This is a genomic window from Protofrankia symbiont of Coriaria myrtifolia (assembly GCF_900634755.1).
Lineage (GTDB): Bacteria > Actinomycetota > Actinomycetes > Frankiales > Frankiaceae > Protofrankia > Protofrankia coriariae.
The window spans coordinates 1-16,569 of sequence record NZ_CAAAFS010000143.1; the positions used below are offsets into that span (position 1 = coordinate 1).

Here is a 16,569-nt window from a genome sequence, read left to right on the forward strand (position 1 = left end):
GTTCACCCGCCGGCCGTCGGCCGGGCCCAGCCCGTGGGCGGCGAGGAACCCGTCGACGGTGACACGCCACGGGAACTGCTCCGCGCGGGCCCGGGCCGCCTGCCGGCGGGTGAACGGGTCGCGGGCGAGCAGATCCTCCACGCCGTCGGCGAAGGTCCAGCCGCTGCCCGCGGCCACGACCCCGGCGCCGGGCACGACAAGCTCCGCCAGGGCGCTGCCGTGGTGGACCACGACCGGGGTCGCGCTGGCCATCGACTCCAGCGCGGCCAGCCCGAACGTCTCCACCGGGCCGGGGGCGAGGAGCACATCCGCGGTCGCCAGCAGGGCCGCGAGCCGGTCACGGTCCGCGACGAAGCCAAGAAAGATCACCGGGAGGCCGGCGGCACGCCGGGTCAGGCGCCCCCGGATCGGGCCGTCCCCGGCGATCACCAGTCGGGCGGGGACGCCGCGGCGGACCAGCTCCGCCAGGGCGTCCACGGCGGTGTCGCCCCGCTTCTCCGGCGACAGCCGGCTGGCGTGCACCAGCAGCACCTCGCTGTCACGGGCGAAGGCCCGCCGCAGCGAGGTGTCGTAACGGTCGGGACGGAAGCGGTCGAGGTCGACGCCCAGGGGGATCCGGCACAGGTTGGTGGCGCCGACGCGACGGAACTCCTCGCCCGCCCACGCGGTGGTGGTGACCACTGTGTCGAACGACCGCGCGAGCGCGGCGTTGGAGCGGTCGGCGGCGGCCCGCACCGGCAGCACCCCGCGCAGCGGGCGGGGCGTCCACAGGTTCAGCAGCCGGTCGAGGCGTTCGTGGCTGACCACGACGGATCCCACCCCGGCCCGGCGGGCCCACCGGCCGAGCGGGCGCAGGGTCGCCCGGTCGTGGACCTCGACACGGTCGGGCGCCTCGGCCGCCAGCAGCCGGATGACCCGCCACGGCTCGGTCAGCACCCGGTAGTCGGTGCCGGGCACCAGTGGCGCCCGCATGGTGATCACGGTTGCGTCCGGGGTGTGGCGGACGCCGTCGCGTTCCCCGGGAACGATCTGGACGACGTCGTGCCCGGCCGCGGTGTACCCGGCGGCGAGGTGCCGCAGCGTCGTGCGGATGCCACCGGAGCGCGGCGCGACGAAGTTGGCCGCCTGGACGATCTTCACCGGGTGCTCCCGTCCTCGTCATGACATGTCCCGGCCCGGTCGGCACTGCGGTGGCAGTGCGCCGTCCGGCGGGCGAGGACAGCCCGTGACCGCAGGGCGACACCGCTGGTGTGCCCCGTCCTCAGGCCGCGGACGTCCTGGTAGTGACCGATCAGTTCGTCCCCGATGGCGCTCCACCCGCAGCCGCTGACGGACTGGCGGGCGGCGAGACCCATGGCCGTCCGCCGGCCGGTGTCGGCGACGAGGGCGGCGACGCGGTCGGCCAGCGCGGCCGGGGAGTCCGGGGTGAAGTGCAGCCCGGTGTGCCCGTCGTCGACGACGTCGAGCAGGCCGCCCGCGGCCGGCGCCACCACCGGGACGCCGCTGGCCTTGGCTTCCTGGGCGGCCTGGCAGAACGTCTCGTGGGAGCCGGTGTGGACGAACACGTCCAGACTCGCGAAGATCGTCGCCAGTTCCGTCCCGGAGCGGAACCCCATAAAGGCCGCCCGGGGCAGCTTCCGTTGCAGCGCCGGCCGCAGCGGGCCGTCACCGACGACGACCAGCCGCGTCCCGGGGATGTCCTGCACGGCGTCGAGCAGGTGCATCCGTTTCTCCCGGGCGAGCCGGCCGACATAGCCGACCAGCACCTCCCCGCCGGGGGCGAGACCGCGGCGCAGCGCCGGGTCGCGGTGGCGCGGATGGAACCGCTCCAGGTCGACCCCGCGCGTCCAGCGGGCGACCCGGTGGACGCCCTGGCGCAGCAGCATGTCGACCGCGGGCCATGACGGCGCGAGCGTCCGCCCGGCAAGGCGGTGGACGGCGGCCACCCACCGCCAGATGGACCGTTCGGCCTGGGCGAGCCCGTAGCGGGCGGCGAAGCCGGCGAAGTCGGTCTGGTACACCGCCACGCTCGGCAGCCCGAGCCGCCAGGCCGCGAACGCGGACTGCGCGCCCAGCCCCGCCGGGGCCGCCAGATGCACGACGTCCGGCCGGAAGCCTGCGAGCACACCGACCAGCCGGGGCCATGGCGTCGCCACCCGGAACGCCGGATATCCTGGCAGCGGAACCGACGGCACCCGCAGCACCGGGGCGCCGGCATAGACATCGGGGTAGGCCGCTGGCGTACGCGTCCCGGCCGCGGGCGCGATGACGAGCGCCTCGTGGCCGCGGTGCCGCAGATGCTCCAGCACCCGGCAGACCGAGTTGGTCACGCCATCGACGTGCGGCAGAAAAGATTCGGTGATCACTGCGACGCGCACGACAACACGGTCCCAAGCCCCGGGGAGGCAGCGCGGACGGCCGCTCGTCCACGACATGAACTTTGTGACACAGCTTGGTGGTATGACGCCGTACCGTGACGGCGCCACGACCGCTGCCGGCCGCGGCATCCCCAGCCGGTGCCGCGGAGGTCGTGGTGGCCGCGGAGGTCGTAGTAGGCCGTGGTGACCGCGATGGCCCGGACGGGCTGCGGCTCGATGGCACTGGTCGCTGACAGCCACCAGCATCACCGGGTCCTTCGCGGCAGGCCCCGTGCCTGGACCCGATGACACGGCCCAGCATGATGGATGGGTGCTGATCACAGATCTCGTCGGTGCGCTCGGCGCTGCCCACGTCCTCACCGACCCGGACGTGACCGTGAGCTACGAAACCGACTGGACGGGCGCCTTCCGGGGGCGAGCTGTGGCCGTAGCCCGTCCCGCGACGACCGACCAGGTCGCCGCCGTGCTGCGGATCTGCGCCCGGCACGGCGTGCCCGTGGTGCCCCAGGGCGGCAACACCGGCCTGGTCGGCGGTTCGGTGCCGGCAGGCGCGGCGGCTGGGGCAGTGGTGCTCAGCCTGCGCCGGCTCACCGCGATCGAGCCGGTGGATGCCGCCGCCGGGCTGGTGACGGCCGGGGCCGGGGCGACCCTTGCCGACGTCCAGGCGCACGCACGCGCGGCCGGCTACGGCGTCGGCGTCGACTTCGCCGCCCGCGACTCGGCCACCGTCGGTGGGATCGCCGCGTCCAACGCCGGTGGCGAGCGGGTGCTGCGCCACGGGATGACCCGCGGCCAGGTGGCCGGGCTGGAGGTGGTGCTGGCCGATGGCAGCGTGCTGCGGCGGCTGTCCGGTCTGCCCAAGGACAACGTCGGCTACGACCTGCCGTCGCTGTTCGTCGGCAGCGAGGGCACCCTGGGCGTCATCACAAAGGTCCAGCTACGGCTGGTCGGGCTGCCCGCCGCCCGCACGGCCGCCCTGCTCGCCGTGTCCGACCTGCCCGCCGCGGTCGGTCTTGTGGCTACCCTGCGGGCTACGGTGGCCTCCCTGGACGCCGTGGAACTGGTCTTCGGCGACGGCGTCGACCTGGTGTGCGCCCACCAGGGCCGGCCGGCCCCGTTCCCCGGCCGGCCGTTCCCGCAGGACACCCCGTACCTGCTGGTGGAGTGCGTCGGGCCCACCGATCCGACCGGTGATCTTGCCGCGGCGGTCGAGACCGCCACCGGCGTGCTGGACGCGGTCGTCGCCACCACCGCCACGGACCGGGAGCGCCTGTGGGCCTACCGTGAGGGGCACACCGCGGCCGTGAACGCGCTCGACGTCCCGCTCAAGCTGGACGTCGCGGTCCCGCTCGCCCGCATGTCCGCCTTTGTCGACGACCTGCGCGCCCTGGTGCCGGCGGTGGCGCCGTCCGCCCGGCTGCACCTGTGGGGGCATCTCGCCGAGGCGAACCTGCACGTCAACGTCACCGGGCTGGACCGCGGCGACACCGGCGGCCGGGAGGAGCTCACCACGGCGATCCTCACCCGGGCCGCGGCCGACGGCGGCAGCATCGGCGCCGAACACGGCGTCGGACGGGCCAAGATGGCGTGGGTGGGCCTGTCGCGGTCACCGGCGGAGCTGGCCGTGCTCGCGGCCGTCAAGCACGCCCTTGACCCCACCGGCCTGCTCAACCCCGGCGTCATCGTCTCACCGGGTCTCACCGGGTCCTATCGGGTCTAGCTGGGTCATATCGTGTCTAACCGGGTCCCACCGGCAGCTTCCCGCGACCAGCCCCCAGGCCCCACCATCAGCCCCGTAGGCGACAACCGCCGCCGCGATGACGGAAACCGCTGACAACCACGACCGGCGCGCGTCGGCCGGCATCCGTCGGTCGGTGGCTGGCGCCCGTCAGTTGTAGGTGGAAACCGCTGCCAGCACAGCGTTTTTCACCTACGGGCCCGGAAGCCGTAGGTGAGAAACGCTGCCAGGATGACGGTTTCCACCTACTGCTTCCGTTGTGGGGCCGGCTCGGGACGCGTGCCGCGGGCCCTGGTGACGGCACCGCGGGCGTCAGCAGTCGTACCGGGGGTCTCAGAGGCGTCCGGGACGGCGGCGGGGGCGCTGGGGGGAGCGTGTTCGCGCAGGACGTCGTCGAGGACGCTGCCGTCCACGGTCTCCCGCTCCAGCAGGATGCCGGTGAGCGCGTCGAGCGCCCCGCGATGCGCGCGCAGCAGGCTCACGGCCTGCTCCTCGGCCTCCCGCACCAGCCGGGCCACCTCCGCGTCGATGACCCGTTGGGTCTCCTCCGAGTACGGCCGGGAGACGACCTCCTCGGTCCCGAGGTACTGCGGGTTGCCCGAGGCGTAGCCCACCGGCCCGAGGGCGGGGGACAGGCCGAACTCGCGCACCATCCTGGTGGCCAGCGCGGTGGCGCCGGCCAGGTCGTTGGCGGCCCCGGTCGAGCCCTGGCCGAACACGACCAGCTCCGCGGCCCGCCCGCCGAGCCGCACCGCGAGGGAGTCGTACAGGTAGCCCTCGGTGTAGAGGTGCCGTTCGTCCTCGGGCAGCTGCTGGGTGGCGCCGAGCGCCATTCCGGCCGGCAGAATTGTGATCTTCGAGACCGGGTCGGCGTGCGGGGACAGCGCGGCGACCAGCGCGTGCCCGGACTCGTGTACGGCCACCGACTGCTTCTCCTCGGGCAGCAGCACGTTGGTCGCGTCCCGGCGGCCCAGGATGATCCGCTCCCTGGCGGCGTCAAGATCGTCAGCTGTGATGATGTTGCGTCCGCCCCGGACGGCGTTGATCGCCGCCTCGTTGACGAGGTTGGCCAGGTCCGCGCCGGAGAATCCCGGGGTGCCGCGGGCGACGACGGACAGGTCGACGTCGGGGGCGAGGTGCTTGCCCCGGCCGTGCACCGCGAGGATGGCGGTCCGCTCGCCCTGGGTCGGCAGCGGGACGGTGACCTGTCGGTCGAAACGCCCGGGGCGCAGCAGCGCCGGGTCGAGGGTCTCCGGCCGGTTGGTGGCGGCGAGCACGACCACGCCCTCGGCGGGGTCGAACCCGTCCATCTCGGCGAGCAGCTGGTTGAGGGTCTGCTCCCGTTCGTCGTGACTGCCGCCGAGCAGGCCCGAGCCGCGCCTGCCGCCGATCGCGTCGATCTCGTCGATGAAGATGATGGACGGGGCGCGCTTGCGCGCCTCGCCGAACAGGTCGCGAACGCGGGAGGCGCCGACCCCCACGAACATCTCGACGAACCCGGAACCGCTCACCGACAGGAACGGCACCTCGGCCTCGCCGGCGACCGCGCGGGCCAGCAGCGTCTTGCCGGTGCCGGGCGGGCCGACCATGAGCACCCCGCCCGGCCCCTTCGCGCCGGCCTGCCGGTAGCGCTCGGGGTCGCGCAGGAAGTCGATGATCTCCCTGACCTCCTGTTTCGCGCCCTCGTAGCCGGCCACGTCGGCGAACCGGGTGGTCGGGCGCTCCGCATCGATGATCTTCGTGCGGGATCGGCCGATGCCGCCGAGCCCGCCGGCCAGCGAACGCTGGGCCTGCCGGCCCGTCCACAGGAAGAACCCGACCAGCAGGAGCAGCGGCAGGAAGCTCAACAGGATCGACAGGAAGGACGTCCCGGTCCGGGTGGCCTTCACCTCGACACCCTTCGCCTCCATGCGTTCGAGGACGCCCTGGGTGTCCAGCGCGGTCGGCAGCTGCGAGGTGAAGCTGGCGCCGTCCTTGAGTGTCCCGGTGACGCCGCCCTTGTCGTTGATGGTGACAGCCTGCACCGTGCCGGCGTCCACCTGCTGGGTGAACTGGGTGAAGCTGTACGAGGTGGTCTGCTTCGGGAACAGGCTGGGCGCGAACAGCAGGGCCGCTGTGATCACGAAGCCGATGGGCAGCAGCCAGCGACGCCACTTCGGCGGGGGTGTGGGCGCGGGCTTGGGCGGGGTCTCCCGGGGTGGCCCGGAGCGCGCCGAGGTCGACGGATGCCACCGGGCATCCTGGTGGAGGCCGGCTGTTGCGATCATCTATGGTTCTCCTGCCTGTGCTGACATCCGGGCGGGCACCAGCGAAGCCGGGAGCGTCCGATCGCGTGCGTCCGGTCGCCGTGCCCGCGGTCGCGTCCGGCGCGGTGCTGTGTACCCCTTTTCAACGCATGAACGAGCCGCCAGGCTTCACGGGCGGCCGCGGCCGGCTCGTCCGGTCCCAGTCGGCCGCGGAGAGTCGCTGAAAATTGCCGTGTGTCGCCGAACATGGCTGTAAGTGGTCGGGTAGCCGGGAATTGTTCCGTCGGGCGGTCGGCAGGCATGCTTGTACGGGCGGTCATGCTTGTACGGGCGGTGCGGCCTGGTGTGGCGCACACTGGGCTGGCATCCGGGGCTTGTCCCGACGACGGGAAGTGGACCAGTGCGGATCAGGCGGAAGGGCGACGCTGTTCTGATCACACGTGCGGTGCTGTCCCGCCCGGAGGAGATCCGGCGACGCCAGCGCCGATACGTGATCTCGATGATGTTCCGTACCGTTTGTCTGGTGCTCGCCGTGGTCGCGCTGCACGGCTGGCTGCGCTTCGGCGCCATCGTCATCGCCGTGGTCATGCCGTGGCTGGCGGTGGTCGTCGCCAACGGCGGCCCGCCGCTCAAGCGGGAGAACCCGTCCCTGTACGTCTCGCCGGGCCGGTCCGCGGACGAGCCGACACCGGCCCTCCAACCGGCTCGCCACGAGGTCGTCGACGGTGAGGGCCAGGTCATCGACGGTGAGGGCCAGGCCGTCAGTGAGGGCCAGCGCACCGACGACGAAGGCGGGGATGGCCGGGAGGACCGGGACGTCGTCGGCGCAGGCCGGGCCGGCCACGCGAGCCCGGCCGACGAGGCGGGCCGGGAGGCCGGCCACGCGAGCCTGGCGGACGGCAGCCGGGAGGCCGACGCCGCCGGGCACGTCGGGTCCGCGGCCCGGTCGCGAGGGTGACACAGGACCTCTGCGCGGACAGTGTGGATCATGCGGGTGGTGGGGGCCGCGTGGGTTGTGTGAGCTTCCTGACCGACTACGGGCTCGGCGACGGGTTCGTGGCGGCCTGCCACGGGGTGCTGCTGCGGCACGCGCCCGGTGTGCGGATCATCGACATCAGCCATCTGGTGCCCGCCGGTGACGTGCGGCGGGGGTCGGTCGTGCTTGCCCAGACGGTCGGTCACCTGCCGCCCGCGGTGCATCTCGCGGTCGTCGACCCGGGGGTCGGCACCTCCCGGCGGGCGCTGGTCGTCTCTGCTCCGCGGGGTGTGCTCGTCGGCCCGGACAACGGGCTGCTGCCACCCGCGGCCGACGTGCTCGGAGGAGTGCGCGCCGCGGTGGCGCTGGCCGTCCCGGACGGGGTGCCGGCGACCTTCCACGGGCGGGACGTGTTCGCCCCCGCCGCCGCCGCGGTCGCGGCCGGCCGGGATCCGGCCGCACTGGGTGAGCAGGTGGATCCAGGCGAGCTGATACGGCTCCCGGCGCCCGTCGCCCGCCTGGTCGATGCCGATCCGGCCGCCGGGGAAGCCGGGGAAGCCGGTGCGACCGCCGGGGCGGTGGCGGTGGAGGCCGAGGTGGTCACCGTCGACACCTATGGCAACGTGCAGGTGGCCGCGGACGCGGCCCTGCTGGCCTCGGCCGGGATGCGCCCCGGCCACCTGCTCCGCGTCGCCGTGGGCGCCTCGGTGACCACGGCCGTGTTCGGGGTCACGTTCGCCTCGGTGGCTCCCGGTGAGCTCGTCGTCTACGTCGACTCCGCGGGCCTGGTGGCGCTCGCGGTCAACCGGGGCAGCGCCGCGCGGCGCCTGGCGGTCGCGGCTGGGGATCTCCTCCAGCTGTCGGCAGGACGCCCCGCGCCATCCTGAGCCCTCCCATGCTCGCCGCGCGGCGCCGCATGGTTCCGTGCTGTGTCGGCTGGTCAGCCGCCGCCGGGAAACGTGGACCAGGCTGATTCCGCCGCGGGCACGTCGTTCCGCAGGACAGTTCCCTCGATTCTGCCGTACGGCCGGTCGGCCACCTGGAAGACGACGTTGGGGTTGTCCAGTCCGAAGGGCGTCAGGTCAACCGGGAAATGGTGCCTGTTCGGCATGGACAGCCGGATTTCGGCCACGTCGGCGTGGGCGGTGAGGACCTCCCGTCCCATGGCGTACAGGGTCTGCTGCAACGCGCTGCTGGGGACCTGGGCAAACGTCTCGAGCAGCGTCGCCCGGATACTCGGGAACAGCGTGTCGAATTCGACGGCGGTGCTCGTGTAGCGCCAGCGGGCGGTGATTTCGGTCGCCAGGACGCGGTCGTCCGTGTCGGCCAGCGTGGTGTAGTCGTCCCGGATGAATCCCCGGAATGCAGAACCGGTCGACTTCAGTACGACCAGGCCGGCTGTCCCGGAAACAACATGCGCGGTGTCCCGGTCGACGGTGACCGTCGTCGTCCGGTGTTCGCCGCCGCTGCGGAAGAACGCGTGGTCGTGCCCGGAGCCGTTCACCTCGATCCGCTGCCAGCCGTATTCCTCGATCTCCAGCCGCGCGCCGGTGACCCACGGGGTGGCGGTGGTGAAGTGCCGGGCGAGTCGCAGTCCGAACTGTTCGATCTCACCGACACCGCCCGTGCGGGCGAACGCGTGGACGGTGTTCTTCTGGGTGTCGGTCGCCAGGATGTGGCTGTTGTCCCCGTCGACGTGCGCGCTGGTGAAGTCGCCCCACAGCGCCGACGTGACGCTGATGTCCCGGATCCGGTGCACCGGCGTCGAGCGCTCGACGTGGACGAGCCTGACCTCCGCTTTTCCGTACCTGTTGGGACCGAGAACGACTGCCATCGCGCCTCCGTGGTCGGGGGCCGGACCCTTTTTCGGGCCGGGCTCTCTGCCGTGCCGAACTGATGTGAGCCGAACCGATGCGGGCCGGACCGTTCCGTGTCGAACTGTTCCGGGCCGGGCCGCTGTGGGCCGGTCCGCCGGTCGGCCCGGCCGGTGCGCCCGCCCTGGGTGACGTTACCCGCGCCCCGTGCAGGTTACTGGTTGTGACTTCCTGGTACGGACGGGGCGCGCCCGTACCGTTCCGCCAAATTGGTCGTCGAGCGGGCGCAACCTCTGAAAGCACTCAGGCGTCGGACGGGATGATGAGGGAGGGGATATGAAGCACTCGCGGAGAAGGCTACTCTCCGCATTCGCATGTTGTACCAATGGTTATCGTCGTCCGTTTGACACCGGCCATTTCAATGATCGATGCGTTGCCGGTCCGGCCGCTGGGTACGGTCCGGCTGTGAATGAGTGGGAGGCACTCAGGACGGGCCGGTCAATGGAGCGGGTTCGTATCCCGGTCTGCCACACCCCGGTTCGTCGTTCCGCGGCGACCTGTCGTTCCGCGGCCGGTGGGGTGGGGCCCGGTCCAGCAGGCGCCCGAACCCACGACAAGAGCTGTGGCCACACCTTCTTCGGGTGGGTGAACCGTTCGAGGTCTTACGGCGTGAGGAGGCCGCTCGGGGTGGGGGGAGCGCACGGCGCAAGGGGAGCGCGCCCGCGCGGCATATCCCCCTCGCAACGGTCACTCATATCGACTGTCGGCGCGGCGCTGCTCGCCTGTATCGCTCTGACCTCGTGCTCACCCCGGCCGGAGGGAGGAGGCTCGGCGTCCGCCCCCGGCAGCCTGACCGCGCCGACCGCGACGGCGCCGCAGATCACCGTCACGCCCACGGACCGCTCCCATGGCGTGGCGCTCACCAGCACCGTGGTGGTACGCAGCAACGCCCCGCTACAGTCGGTGAAGGTACTGCGGGGCGCGAGCAAGTCCCAGGACACCTCCGCCGGCGAACTGGCCGGCCAGCTCTCCGAGGACGGCAGGACCTGGACGTCCACCGGCGGGCTCTTCGCGGACACGCAGTACCAGGTGTCGGCGGCGACGTCCCCAGTGAACGACATAGCGGGTACCACGACCACGGCGGCCACTTTCACCACGATTAATCCGGCCAAACCCTTCAAGGTGTCGTGGGAACCGGCCGCCGGGCAGACCATCGGTATCGGTACACCCGTCACGCTGACCTTCAACGGGCCGGTTCCCGACCGGGCGGCCGTCCAGAAGCGTCTGGTGGTCACCACCGATCCGCCGGTCACCGGCGCCTGGAACTGGTCGTCGGACCGGACCGTGCGCTGGCGCCCGCAGCAGTACTGGAAGTCGGGGACCAAGGTGCACGTCGAGGCGAACCTCGCCGGTCTGGACCTCGGTGGCAACCGCTTCGGGGTGAAGGACCGGGCGATGGATTTCGTCATCGGCCCAGCGCAGATCAGTTATGTCGACGCCGCCACCCACACGATGAAGGTGTATCGCAACGGCGTCCTGCAAAAAACCATGGCGGTCAGCCTCGGCAAGCCCTCGTCACCGACCATGGACGGCCCGCACAACGTCCTTGGCACCGCCCAGACGGTGATTATGGACTCCGCGACCGTCGGTATTCCCAAGGGCGATCCGGACTACTACTACGAGACCGTCCAGTGGAACGTGCAGTTCACCAGTGGCGGTGAGTACGTCCACTCGGCGCCGTGGTCGGTCGGCGCGCAGGGGCAGAACAATGTCTCGCACGGCTGCGTGAACGCGTCGCCGGCGGACGCCGAATGGTTCTACCGGTTCAGCCGGTTGGGCGACATCATCGATGTGCGCAACACCGGTCGGCCGCCGGACACCTCCCAGCTCGGCAACGAGTGGTCGATCTCCTGGCAGCGATGGGTTGCCGGCAGCGCCCTGCCGCTGACGGCCGCGACCACCGCGCCGCCGCCGGCGGACGCGGGCATCGTCGGCGCGGCGGCCAGTCCGCCACCGACGATCCGTTCCTGACAGCCGATCCGCTTCTGACAGCGGCCGGGAAGCGACGATCTCCCAGGATGGTTGGGCTGAAGGTTGCCCCGACCCGACCAGCCATCCCGGGAGATTCGCGCGAACAGCAACCCGTCCGACCACCACGGCGGCCCCGTGACGCCGGGCTCGACCGGCCAGTCGACCGGGCCGGCCCAGCCGACACCACCGACACCACCGGCCTGGCTGGTCCAGCCGGCACGGTCCGCGTCCGGGACGGGCTGGTTGCGTCGACTGGGCGGGTGCGTCCTGCGCTACCGGCGCAACGCGGCCGTGGCCTCCGGCGCGGCGGTGCTGGCCACCGTGCTCGCCGTGATCACCCCGCTGATCGAGCGCGGGGTGGTCGACAACGTCGTGGTCGACCACCGGCATCCGCTCGCTCCCTACGTGATTGCGCTGCTCGTGGCTGGAGCGCTGCGTTTCGCCGCGAGCTGCGTCCGCCGCACCACCGGCGGGCGTCTCTCCCTCGACGTCCAGTACGACCTGCGGGACGCGGTGTTCGCCGCGCTCGCGCGGTTCGACGGCGTCCGCCAGGACGGGATGCGCACCGGCCAGATCGTCAGCCGGGCCATCTCGGACGTCACCGCCATCCAGGGGCTGCTGTCGTACCTGCCGTGGCTGGGCGGCAACCTGCTGCTGCTCGTGCTCACCATTGCGATCATGGCGGTGCTCTCGCCGCTGCTGACCCTGCTCGCCCTCGCGGTCGGGCCGCTGTTGCTGCTGATCGGGCTGCGGGCGCGGCGGACCGTCTTCCCGGCGACCTGGGCGGCCCAGCAGCAGGCCGGTGAGGTCGCCGGGGTGGTGGACGAGGCGGTCGCCGGGGTGCGGGTGGTCAAGGGCTTCGGGCAGGAGGAGCGGGAGCTGGCCGGGCTCACCGCGTCCGCCCGCGTTCTGTTCGCGCTGCGCATGCGTGCGGTGACCATCACCAGCCGGTATCTGCCGGCCCTGGCCGCGGTGCCGGCCGTCGGGCAGGTCGGGGTGCTGGCGCTGGGCGGCTGGCTGGCGTTGCGCGGCCATATCAGCCTGGGCACCTTCCTCGCCTTCAGCACCTACCTCGGTGAGCTTGTCGCGCCGACCCGCATGCTCGCGAACCTGCTGACGGTCGGGCAGCAGGCCCGGGCCAGCGCCATCCGGGTCTTCGAGCTCATCGACACCGCCCCGGTCGTGGCCGAACGGGCCGGGGCGGTCAGCCTCGGGCGCGCCCGGGGGACGATCGAGTTCGACGACGTCACCTTCGGTTACACCCGGGACCGTCCGGTGCTCGACGGATTCCGGCTGCGGGTCGAGGCAGGTGAGACCCTCGCCCTGGTCGGGGCGTCCGGGTCGGGCAAGTCGACGGTGGCCGCGCTGCTCTCCCGCATCTACGACGTAGACGCCGGTTCTGGCGCCAGCTCTGGCGCCAGCTCTGGCGCCGGCCCTGGTACTGGCCCCGATTCTGGTCCTGGCGCCGGTGCCGTCCGGATCGACGGCCACGACGTCCGGGAGCTGACCCTGGCGTCGTTGCGGGCCCAGATCGGGATGGTCTTCGAGGACAGTTTCCTGTTCTCCGACACGGTCCGCGCCAACATCGCCTACGGCCGGCCGGACGCCGGCGACGCCGAGATCGTCGCCGCGGCGCGGGCCGCCCGGGCGGACGGTTTCATCCGGGAGCTTCCCGACGGCTACGACACGGTCGTGGGCGAACAGGGGCTGACGTTCTCGGGCGGCCAGCGCCAGCGGATCGCGCTGGCCCGTGCCCTGCTCGTCGACCCACCCGTCCTGGTCATGGACGACGCGACGTCCGCGGTCGACGTCCGGGTCGAGGCCGAGATCCACACCGCCCTGCGGCAGATCATGCGCGGGCGGACCACCCTGCTGATCGCGCACCGCCGCTCCACCCTGCACCTGGCCGACCGGATCGCGGTGCTCGACGCCGGCCGGGTGGTCGACGTCGGCGCCCACGAGGAGCTGACCGTCCGCTGTCCGCTGTACACGATGCTGCTGTCCGGACCGGGTCTCGACCGGGCGGGCGCCGGCTCCGATCAGACGGGCAACGGCAGTCACCCGGCGAACCCGGCGAACCCGGCGAACCCGGTAAATCAGGTAAATCAGGTGAGCCAGGCGGATGCGGACAAGGGCCGAGCGAACGGTGGCCGGTCGGCGGCGTTCGCAGGTGCGCTCACGCCCCGTATGCGTCCGGTTCCGGGTACCTGGGTGGGTGCCGGCCTGGACGGCATGCGGCCGGCCCGCCCCGCGCGCGGCGGCCGGGCAGGCGGGTTCGGCGGCCGGGGGGCGGGGTTCGGTGGCGGTCCCTTCGCCGACACCCCGGCCACCCCCGAACTGCTCGCCCAGGTGGCCCGGCTCCCGCCCGCGACCGAGCCGGTCCGGGTGAGCGAAACCGACGCCGCCGCGCCCGACCCGGCGTTCTCGCTGCGCCGCCTGCTGCGCGCGGTGCCCGGGCTGCTCGCCGTCGGCCTGCTGCTGGTCGCCCTGGACGCGGCCGCGAGCCTGGCCATGCCCGCGCTGGTGCGCCACGGGGTCGACGCGGGCGTGTCCACAGGCGCGTCGCCGGTGCTGTTCGCCACCTCCGCGGTGGCGCTGGCCGTGGTCCTGGCTGCCTGGGGCGGGCAGGTCGTCCAGGCCCGGGTGACCGGGCGGATGGGGGAGCGGCTGCTGTTCGTCCTGCGGGTGAAGACCTTCGTCCAGCTCCAGCGGCTCGGCCTGGACTACTACGAACGCGAGCTCTCCGGCCGGATCATGACCCGGATGACCACGGACGTGGACGCCCTGTCGACGTTCCTGCAGACGGGCCTGACGACCGCGGTGGTGGCGCTGGCGTCGTTCGTCGGGATCGGGATCGCGCTGGTCGTGCTGAACGTGGAGCTGGCGCTGGTCGTGCTCCCGATGCTGCCGGTCGGAATCGCGGTCACGCTGGTGTTCCGGGCGAAGTCCTCGGCTGCCTACACCGAGTCGCGGGAGCGGGTCAGCGCGGTCAATGCCGCGCTGCAGGAGAACCTGGCTGGCATCCGGGTGGTGCAGGCCTTCCGCCGGCAGGAGCGCAACCAGGACGACTTCCGAGTGCTGGCCGAGCGGTACCGCGCCTCGCGGATGCGGGCGCAGCGGATGATCGCCCTTTACTTCCCGTTCATGGAGTTCTGCTCGGAGCTGGCCGCCGCGCTCGTCCTCGGCGCCGGTGCCGGGCTGGTCGCGTCCGGATCGCTGACCACCGGCGGGCTGATCGCCTACCTGCTCTACATCAACCTGTTCTTCGCCCCGGTCCAGCAGCTCTCGCAGGTGTTCGACGGCTACCAGCAGGCGAAGGTGGGCCTTCGGCGCATCCGCGACCTGCTGCGCACACCCACCTCCACCCCGCCGGCCGCGGATCCGGTGCCGGTCGGCCGGCTTGCCGGCCGGATCACGCTCGAGGACGTCTCCTTCCGTTACGCCGGCACCAGCCGTCCCGCGTTGGACGGGGTGAGCCTGCGGGTGGCGGCCGGGGAGACCGTCGCCCTGGTGGGGGAGACCGGCGCGGGCAAGTCCACCGTGGTCAAACTGGTCGCGCGTTTCTACGACGCGACCGGCGGTGTGGTGCGGGTCGACGGCACCGACGTGACCCGGTTCGATCTCGCCGGCTACCGGCACCGGCTGGGCGTGGTCCCGCAGGAGGCGTTCCTGTTCTCCGGGACGGTGCGGGACGCCATCGCCTACGCCCGCCCGGAGGCGGAGGACACCGAGGTGGTGGCCGCCGCCAGCGCCGTCGGGGCACACGAAATGATCATTCGGTTACCCGGGGGCTACCACCATCCGGTCGGCGAGCGCGGCCGGGGGCTGTCGGCCGGGCAGCGCCAACTGCTGGCACTTGCCCGGGCGGCGCTGGCCGACCCCGACATCCTGCTCCTCGACGAGGCCACCGCGTCTCTCGACCTGGCCACGGAGGCGGCGGTCACCGAGGCCACCGAGCACGTCGCGCGCCGGCGGACCACGCTGGTGGTGGCGCATCGGCTCACCACCGCCGCCCGTGCCGACCGGGTCGTGGTGATGGCCGCCGGCCGGGTCGTCGAGCAGGGCCCCCATGCCGAGCTGCTGCGGGCCGGCGGCCGGTACGCGCGGATGTGGGCGGAGTTCAACGGCGCCGACGGCCCGGCGTCCGGCCACGCGCCGGAGACGGTGCTCCCGGATCAGGCGCGCTCCGCGCCGCCTGATCCGGGCCACCCACCGTCACCGGGCGCTGTTTGTAACCGTATGTAACTTATTACTGTGTGTTGTCATCGGCCGGGATCGCAGGTCGGCGTACAGTGGCTCCTCGGCGATCAGAATCCGCTCCAGTACCCGTGGGAAGTCGCCGTAGTTGCGTACCGCGTAATGGACGGTGGCACGGTTGTCCCAGAACGCGACCGAACCGGGCCGCCAGGAGAACCGGACCTGGTGTTCCGGCTTCCGGTACTGGTCCAGAACGAGGGTCAGCAGCTCCCTGCTCTCCGACCTGTCAAGCCCGAGAATCGAGGGATGCTGGGTGAAGTTGACCCACAGAATCTTTTCGCCGGTTTCGCGGTGCACCCGGACCACGGGGTGGGACACGATCGGGTAGTCGTAGCCCACGGCGTTCAGCGCGTCTCGGAAGTCGTGGGTGACATGGCGGCCGGCGAGACGTTCTTTCACGTCGTCGGACAGCGCGTTGTAGGCGAGCCCGGCGTCGACCCAGATGGTGTCACCGCCGATATCAGGCAGGGTGACCGCGCGCAGCACCGCCCCCCAGGTCGGCACCAGCCGCCAGCTCGTGTCGGTGTGGTAGGCGTCCCAGCTCTCGTCGGCGTCCGCGGTGGCGCGGGCCCGCTCGTAGTCCTTGAAGTCCGCCGCGGCGATCCGGTGGATCGAGGTCGCCCTTCCGGCGCTGTCGTTGAGGGGTGCCTTCGGCCCGCTCGGGTGCGGATAGAGCGGCCCGAACCGCCGGGCGAACGCCTCGTGTTCCTCGCGGGTCAGCTCCTGGTCACGAAAGAAGACGACCTTGTATTTCAGGATTGTCGCCCGGATCTGGTCGCGGACCTCGTCGGTCAGCGGATACCGCAGGTCCACCCCACTGATCTCCGCGCCGATGGTCGGCTGCAGCGGCCGGACAGCCAGATCGCCGGCCGGCCGCGCGTCGAGATGGGTGACAGTGCTCACAGTTCGTCCCTTCACTTGTTCCTGACGTGTTTCTGATGGCCCTGGTTCTGGCTGCCCGTGCTTCTGGCGGTTCGCCCGAAGCGCTGCCCGCAGGATCGGGCGGGCAGCGGGCGTCGACGGAGGACGGCGTTCCACGGCGGGTACCCGGAGCGCATGGAGCACCCGACGCGCGAAACGCATGGAAAAACGACCGGGCATGATTTTCCCGGCTACTGGACGAACAACT

At 72.2% G+C, this 16,569-nt stretch carries 10 protein-coding genes; 5 read left to right on the plus strand and 5 right to left on the minus strand.

Annotated features, from left to right (window positions below; all coding sequences use genetic code 11):
* Both CM1CMNOD_RS08025 and CM1CMNOD_RS08030 read right to left on the minus strand, forming a co-directional pair.
* The coding region (locus tag CM1CMNOD_RS08025) for a glycosyltransferase (RefSeq protein WP_131773926.1) at positions 1-1,140 on the minus strand (1,140 nt) is incomplete at its 3' end.
* On the minus strand, positions 1,137-2,378 hold the full coding sequence (locus tag CM1CMNOD_RS08030) for a glycosyltransferase family 4 protein (protein WP_013873174.1): 1,242 nt from the start codon (positions 2,376-2,378) through the stop codon (positions 1,137-1,139). The genes CM1CMNOD_RS08030 and CM1CMNOD_RS08025, both read right to left, overlap by 4 nt.
* Before the next feature lie 310 nt (positions 2,379-2,688).
* Here CM1CMNOD_RS08030 and CM1CMNOD_RS08035 point away from each other — a divergent pair, with 310 nt between their 5' ends.
* Positions 2,689-4,098, plus strand: a complete 1,410-nt coding sequence (locus CM1CMNOD_RS08035) for an FAD-binding oxidoreductase (RefSeq protein ID WP_013873175.1) — start codon at positions 2,689-2,691, stop codon at positions 4,096-4,098.
* Positions 4,099-4,361: 263 nt separating this feature from the next.
* Here the strand turns inward: CM1CMNOD_RS08035 and ftsH are convergent, their stop codons facing one another.
* Positions 4,362-6,383: an ATP-dependent zinc metalloprotease FtsH gene (gene ftsH, locus CM1CMNOD_RS08040; RefSeq protein WP_013873176.1), complete on the minus strand. Its 2,022-nt coding sequence runs from the start codon at positions 6,381-6,383 to the stop codon at positions 4,362-4,364.
* Positions 6,384-6,762: 379 nt separating this feature from the next.
* On the opposite strand from ftsH, the gene CM1CMNOD_RS22280 reads away from it, so the two are divergent.
* Complete coding sequence (locus tag CM1CMNOD_RS22280; RefSeq protein ID WP_013873177.1) at positions 6,763-7,320, plus strand: DUF3099 domain-containing protein; 558 nt, start codon at positions 6,763-6,765, stop codon at positions 7,318-7,320.
* A 50-nt stretch (positions 7,321-7,370) separates the two neighbouring features.
* Positions 7,371-8,225, plus strand: a complete 855-nt coding sequence (locus tag CM1CMNOD_RS08050; protein ID WP_013873178.1) for an SAM hydrolase/SAM-dependent halogenase family protein — start codon at positions 7,371-7,373, stop codon at positions 8,223-8,225.
* Positions 8,226-8,278: 53 nt separating this feature from the next.
* On the opposite strand, the gene pucL is transcribed toward CM1CMNOD_RS08050, so the two are convergent.
* The gene (gene pucL, locus CM1CMNOD_RS08060; protein ID WP_013873179.1) at positions 8,279-9,172 is read right to left on the minus strand and encodes a factor-independent urate hydroxylase; all 894 of its coding nucleotides are present in this window, start codon (positions 9,170-9,172) and stop codon (positions 8,279-8,281) included.
* A 649-nt stretch (positions 9,173-9,821) separates the two neighbouring features.
* On the opposite strand from pucL, the gene CM1CMNOD_RS08065 reads away from it, so the two are divergent.
* Positions 9,822-11,183: a L,D-transpeptidase gene (locus tag CM1CMNOD_RS08065; protein ID WP_241245622.1), complete on the plus strand. Its 1,362-nt coding sequence runs from the start codon at positions 9,822-9,824 to the stop codon at positions 11,181-11,183.
* 204 nt (positions 11,184-11,387) lie between these two features.
* On the plus strand, positions 11,388-15,428 hold the full coding sequence (locus tag CM1CMNOD_RS08070; RefSeq protein ID WP_347176464.1) for an ABC transporter ATP-binding protein: 4,041 nt from the start codon (positions 11,388-11,390) through the stop codon (positions 15,426-15,428).
* On the opposite strand, the gene CM1CMNOD_RS08075 is transcribed toward CM1CMNOD_RS08070, so the two are convergent.
* Complete coding sequence (locus CM1CMNOD_RS08075) at positions 15,399-16,343, minus strand: TauD/TfdA dioxygenase family protein (RefSeq protein WP_013873182.1); 945 nt, start codon at positions 16,341-16,343, stop codon at positions 15,399-15,401. The genes CM1CMNOD_RS08070 and CM1CMNOD_RS08075 overlap by 30 nt on opposite strands.
* Positions 16,344-16,569: the final 226 nt, after the last annotated feature.